Raw genomic sequence first — 5,700 nt, 5'->3', positions numbered from 1 at the left:
GAGTGCTTGGCGTCGTGGTCAATGCGATCGGACTGGTCGTGCTGGACCAGCTTCGTGCGATCGTGCTTGATCAGAAGGTTGTGATCCTTCTGCGCCTGGAAATTGACCAGCTCGGAACCGGCCTTGTCCTCGAACATCAACTCGTTGTAGCCGCCGCCGCCCTTGGACGAGTTCGATTTCCAGCCTGATTGCGTCGCATTGCCCGGCAGCCCATAGGGCGGCATCTGCGAGGCGTTGTAGACCCGGCCGGTGATGATCGGCAGGTCCGGGTCGCCGTCGAGAAAATCGACGATGACCTCCTGGCCGATGCGCGGGATCTGGATGAAGCCCCAGCCGCTGCCGGCCCAGGTCTGCGAGACTCGCACGAAACACGAGCTGTTTTCGTTCTTCTTGCCCAGGCGGTCCCAGTGGAACTGCACCTTCACCCTTGCATATTTGTCGGTGAATATCTCCTCGCCCGAAGGGCCGACCACCGTCGCTGTCTGCGGGCCGCGCATGATCGGCCGCGGCGTGATCCGCGGCGGACGGTAATGCAAGGAAGTGGGCGCGACGCCGAGCACGATCTTGAAGTTCTCGGCGTGGATCTCGCTCTGGGTTCTGTAGCCTGGATCGAACAACCTGTATTCGGCGCTGATCACCAGATATTCCTGGTTCTGGTCGTCGCGCGGAAAACTCTCCAGATTGAACGTGCAACCGGAATGGAGGCCGCGCACGGTTCCGGCAGCCGCGCTGCGCTGGTGCAAGGCCTGGAGTTCTTCGCGCCGGATCCCGGCAAGACTGTCGCCCCGCCCCACATCCAGATGCGCTCCGCGATGCCGGTAGTTCTCGCCCGAGGCCTCCTTGTGGCTGAACGGCTGGGCGGACTTGGCCATGAGGTCGGCGCCAGGCTTCTCGAAATCATAGTCTGTGTGCGCATAGGCGCCGGGCCGCACCTCGCTGCCCGGGACCCATTCGGTGATGTATTCGACATCCCTCCGCGAGCCCTGTCCCTCGAAATTGTAAAGCACCTTATCGTAGCCCGGAGCCGCCTTCAGCTTGCTCATCGCATCGCACAGAATGAGCGTGTGCTTGCCCTCGTCGTATTCGAAGAAATAGAAGATGCCTTCGTGCTCCATCAGTCGCTGCACGAAATCAAGGTCGCTCTCGTCGTACTGCACACAGTACTCGCGCGAGGGATAGGACCCTTGCAGCCGCTTCTCGAATTTCGCCGTACCGTATTTTGAGAAGATCTTCTCGACGATTTCGACGGCGGTCATGTTCTGGAAGATGCGGCAATCGGTGGTGTTGCCGAGAAACCAGAGCCATGGCCTGATGACCGCTTCATAGTAGGCCAGCCGGTCCTCGATGCGGGTTAACCGGAACTCCGACACCAGGCCGCTGAACCAGCGCTTCGGATCGGATTCGCCTTCGACCGAAACGGCGCCGCCCAGCATCTTCAGCGGATCGACATTGTGGTTGGTGCTGACAAACCCCACCGTATGGGCGAAGCAGCGGCTGATCTCATCGCGCCCGACAAGATGGGTGAAGGTCAACAGCTCGGCGCCTAACGGCGTCTGCACAACCGTGGCACGTTCGTTCGGCATGGGTCGTGCCCCTCCAGGACGCGGCCGCCAGTGTGACGGATTTGAAGTTCCCCCTATGTTAACCGCATCACGTTCGGGGACTTCCCGGATTGCCACACCAGGCTTCGTTCAGCCTACCATATGTTTTCCTGCCAACCAAAAGGAACCAAGGGCGGGCAAACCTTGCTCCGGAGGCGGTTGTGAGAGGCTGCTGTCGTGTTGTCCTCGCAAGCTGCTAGAATGGCGAAGTATCGATCAGCGGTCGGCGGCACTTTCATATGTTCATCAGTCTGCAGATCAACAATGTCGAGGCCGCGCCCGCCGGTCTCCCGCTCGGTTACGGTTCGCGCGACCGCAGCTTTGAAATCGGACGCGAAAATTGCGACTGGACCCTGCCCGACCCTGACAAGTTCATTTCCGGCCGGCATTGCGAGGTCCGCTATGAGGCGGGCGCGTTCTGGCTTCACGATGTTTCGCGCAACGGCACCTTCATCAACGGGTCCAGCCAGCGCCTGGCCGCGCCGCATCGCCTCGGCCATGGCGACCGGCTGTTGATCGGCCGCTATGTCATCTTCGTGTCCATCGACGACGAGCGCGGCGTGACGGGTCACCCCCAACCGAGATCCGGTTCGACGCAACGGGAATTGCCGGCATCGACGGGCCGGCCCCAGGAATTCGGCAACGAGCCGTTCTTCAATTCGCGCGAGCAACGCCAGGCGCCGGCGTCGACGTCTTCCCTGCTGCAGGCAGCCGCGCCGCCTTCGGCCGCGCAGCGCCCCGTTGCGGACGAATTGCTCAGGGAAATCGCGCGGGCGGCCGGCATCTCGCCGGATCTGCTTCAATCGCGGGACCCACATGAGGTTGCCGCCGAGATCGGCGCGGTCCTGCGGACGACGGTAGAACAATTGGCCTTGCTGCTGAAGGCCCGCGCGGCCGCCAAGATCCTGGCCAAGAGCACGCACCGCACGATGATCAGCGCAGCGGACAACAATCCCCTCAAATTCGTGCCCGGAACCGACGACATCCTGGAAATCATGTTCGCGCGGCGCAGGGCCGGCTACCTGGACGCCAGGCACAGTGTCGAAGACGCCTTCCGCGATCTCAAGACCCACGAATTCGCCACCTATGCGGCCATGCAGGCGGCGCTCTCCCGGCTGCTTGACGACCTGTCTCCCGAGGCGATCGGCAGGAAGCTTCCGCCCACCTCGTTCAGTTCGAAGAAAAGCCAGGCCTGGGATGCTTTCGTTGCGACCTGGCGGACCATGGAGGAAGCCCACGAAAACGGCATGCTGGACATATTCCTGGCCTATTTCGCCGAAGCCTATGCCAAGGCCGACAAGCAAAAATAGCGTGTAAATTCCGGCGCCAGAGCCGGATCCCTACACCGCCGCCGTTAAGAATAATCCGGGCGGTTCCGCGCATATGGTTCCAATCGGACGCTTCTGAGATTACGATCACATACGACAGTTCGCCAGGCGGTTACGGCTGAATGACCCAGGGGTCTGCGGCAAATGTCATGTTACGGCGGGATCGCGTTCTGTAGCCTAGCTTCCATCGGACACTCCCCGCGTCAGCAGGGCACGCATTCTGGTCTTGCGCGCCGGCACGGCCGCCATGCGCGGACGGAAGGCCAGCAATGAGCTCGAAGGACGATCCCTTCGGCCCCGCCGGCAAGACCGTCATTCGCGCCAATCCACGACGCAGGCAAAAGCCGGCGCCGGCGCCGCCGGCATCCGCCGATGGCGGGCAGCCCCTGCCTGTGCGGGATTCGACGGTTTTCGATCCGCAGGGCGGACAGCACATGCCGCCGGGCTGGGTGTCCGGAACCGTGATCTATCAAGGGGCGACGTCCAATGCCGGCCCCTTGGAGACCGCGCCCTCGTCGGGGCCGCAGCAGGACGTCCTCCTCGACGCCACCGGCAGCATCACCTACCCCACGGCAAACCCGATCATCGCCGCCGCCGCGCCCTTGCTGATGCTGCTCGGCCAGCTCCGACTTATCCCGGTCGAAAGACGTGCCGAACCGCTGGCGTTGCACATCGCCGAGGCGATCGAAAGGTTCGATCGGGCGATGCAGAAGTCGGGCATTGCCGAAGAGGACGCACGGATCGCCAAGTTTGCGCTTTGCGAAACCGTTGACGATCTCGTCGGCAACCTGCCCTGGCCCGAGGGGGACGGCTGGGCAGGGCACGGCATGCTGTCGCGGTTCTTTCGCATCAAGTCCGCCGGCGCCGGCTTCTATGAGGCGCTGAACAAGCTGCTGGCCGAACCGGAAGCGCATTACGACCTGCTCGAACTGATGCATGCCTGCCTATCGCTGGGGTTTGAAGGTCAGTATCGCGGCCTCGCGCGCCAGGACAGCAACCTCGAACGTGTCCGACGCGACGTCTTCGACACGCTTCGCTACTTCAGGGCGCGGCCCGACGACGACATTTCACCCCGCTGGCAGGGATTGGCGGCGACAATGGCGCGACCGTCAGCGCGGCTGCCGCTCTGGGCCGTCGCGGCCGTCACCTCGGGTCTCCTGACGGCGGCCTTCTTTGCCTTGCGGGTCTTCATCACCAATGAGGGTGACGCCGTCGCCGGCGAGCTTGTGGCGCTCAATCCATCGACGCCGGTGACAATCGAGAGCGCCGACGTGGCTGCCTCGGCCGAGCCGGCAAAAGTCGCGCCTCCCCCAACCCCCGTCGCGCTCACCCAGATCAACCGCATCCGTGCGGCGCTAGCCGAGGATCTGGCGCGCGGCGGGCTGGCGGTGGGCACGCAAGGCAGCTTCATCGTGGTGGAAATAAACAACGCCCTGACGTTCGAACCCGGCAAGGCCGAGGTGAAGCCGGAGTTCCAGTCCGTCGCCGCAGACATCGCCACGGCTCTCGACGCCGAACCGGGGCCGATCAGGATCATCGGTCATACCGACAACGCAAAACCGCGCAAATCGAGCACGTTCAAGTCCAATTTCGACCTCTCGGTCGCCCGCGCCAAAGCCGTCGCGGCGATGATGGCACCCGGCGTCAAGGACCCATCGCGCATCACCACCGACGGCAAGGGCGAAGACGAGCCGATCGCCGACAATGCGTCCCCGGAAGGCCGTGCCACGAACCGCCGCGTCGATGTGATGATCCCCAAGGAGGAGACATTATGAGCGCGGCCCCTCGGAAGCGCCCATGACGCATTGGCTGCTGCGCATACTCAACGTCGTCGCCTTGGCCGGTTTCGCGGCAGCCGTCTGGTTTGCCGGACCACTGATCCGTTATGCCGATGCGCGCCCACTCGGGCCGGTCTGGTTGCGCGCCGCGATCGTCGGCGTGGTCGTGGCCGCGGCGGCGCTCTTCTACACGGTCCGGTTCTGGCAAAGGCGAACGGCGCATAAGGCGCTTGAAGCCGCGATCGTGCGCAACGACGCCGACAATGACGATTCGCAGGTGCTCGAGGCCCGCATGAGCGAGGCCATCGCGGCACTCAAACGCTCGAGCGGAAAGCGCAATTTCCTCTACGAGATCCCCTGGTACATCGTCATCGGCCCACCCGGCGCGGGCAAGACGACGGCGCTGGTCAACTCCGGTCTGAATTTTCCGCTTGCCGGTTCCGGCACCGCGCAGCCGGTGGCCGGCATTGGCGGCACGCGATCCTGCGACTGGTGGTTCACCGACGAGGCCGTGCTGATCGACACCGCCGGGCGCTACACGACACAGGATTCCGATCAGTCCCGCGACAAGAAGAATTGGCTCGCCTTCCTGTCGCTGCTCAAGAAATACCGCGCCAGGCAGCCGATTAACGGCGTCATCCTGGCAGTCAGCCTTGCCGACCTCATGAGCTTCGACGATCGGCAGCTTGACGCCCATGTCGCCGAGATACGAAGTCGCCTGCGCGAAACCTATGAAACGCTCAGGATCCAGTTTCCGGTCTACCTGCTGTTCACCAAAGCCGACCTCGTCTCCGGTTTCATGGATTATTTCGGCGGCTTCGACGAGGCGCGCAGGCGCAAGGTGTGGGGCGCGACCTTCCAGACCACCGACCGCAACAAGAACATGGCCGGTGAGGTTCCGGCCGAATTCGACGCTCTGGCCGGGCGCCTGGCGGACGAGATGGCCGACCGGCTCCAGGAAGAGCAGGATCCGGTCGCGCGCATATCCATCTT

The 5,700-nt window shown here is 63.4% G+C and carries 4 protein-coding genes; 3 read left to right on the top strand and 1 reads right to left on the bottom strand.

Features of this window, described 5'->3' with window-relative positions:
* Positions 1–1,583: type VI secretion system tip protein VgrG (locus tag EN781_RS23810; protein ID WP_145965597.1), on the bottom strand; the 1,583-nt coding region annotated here is incomplete at its 3' end.
* 257 nt (positions 1,584–1,840) lie between these two features.
* Here EN781_RS23810 and tagH point away from each other — a divergent pair.
* The 3 genes from tagH to tssM all read left to right on the top strand — a co-directional run.
* Entirely contained in the window at positions 1,841–2,911 is a 1,071-nt protein-coding gene (gene tagH, locus EN781_RS23805; RefSeq protein ID WP_126058932.1) for a type VI secretion system-associated FHA domain protein TagH, read from the top strand.
* A 287-nt stretch (positions 2,912–3,198) separates the two neighbouring features.
* Entirely contained in the window at positions 3,199–4,704 is a 1,506-nt protein-coding gene (tssL, locus tag EN781_RS23800) for a type VI secretion system protein TssL, long form (protein WP_126058931.1), read from the top strand.
* Between the two features lie 22 nt (positions 4,705–4,726).
* A partial coding sequence (gene tssM, locus EN781_RS23795; RefSeq protein ID WP_127400379.1) for a type VI secretion system membrane subunit TssM occupies positions 4,727–5,700 on the top strand: 974 nt, incomplete at its 3' end.

This window comes from Mesorhizobium sp. M4A.F.Ca.ET.090.04.2.1 (assembly GCF_003999085.1).
In the GTDB taxonomy this organism is placed as follows: Bacteria; Pseudomonadota; Alphaproteobacteria; order Rhizobiales; family Rhizobiaceae; genus Mesorhizobium.
Note: the sequence above shows the minus strand (reverse complement) of the source record. Positions and strands in the feature narration are given on the sequence as shown.

Excerpts from the sequence above, each read along its gene's own strand:
- tagH (WP_126058932.1), top strand. The coding sequence starts at position 1,841 with ATGTTCATCAGTCTGCAGATCAACAATGTCGAGGCCGCGCCCGCCGGT.
- tssL (WP_126058931.1), top strand. The coding sequence starts at position 3,199 with ATGAGCTCGAAGGACGATCCCTTCGGCCCCGCCGGCAAGACCGTCATT.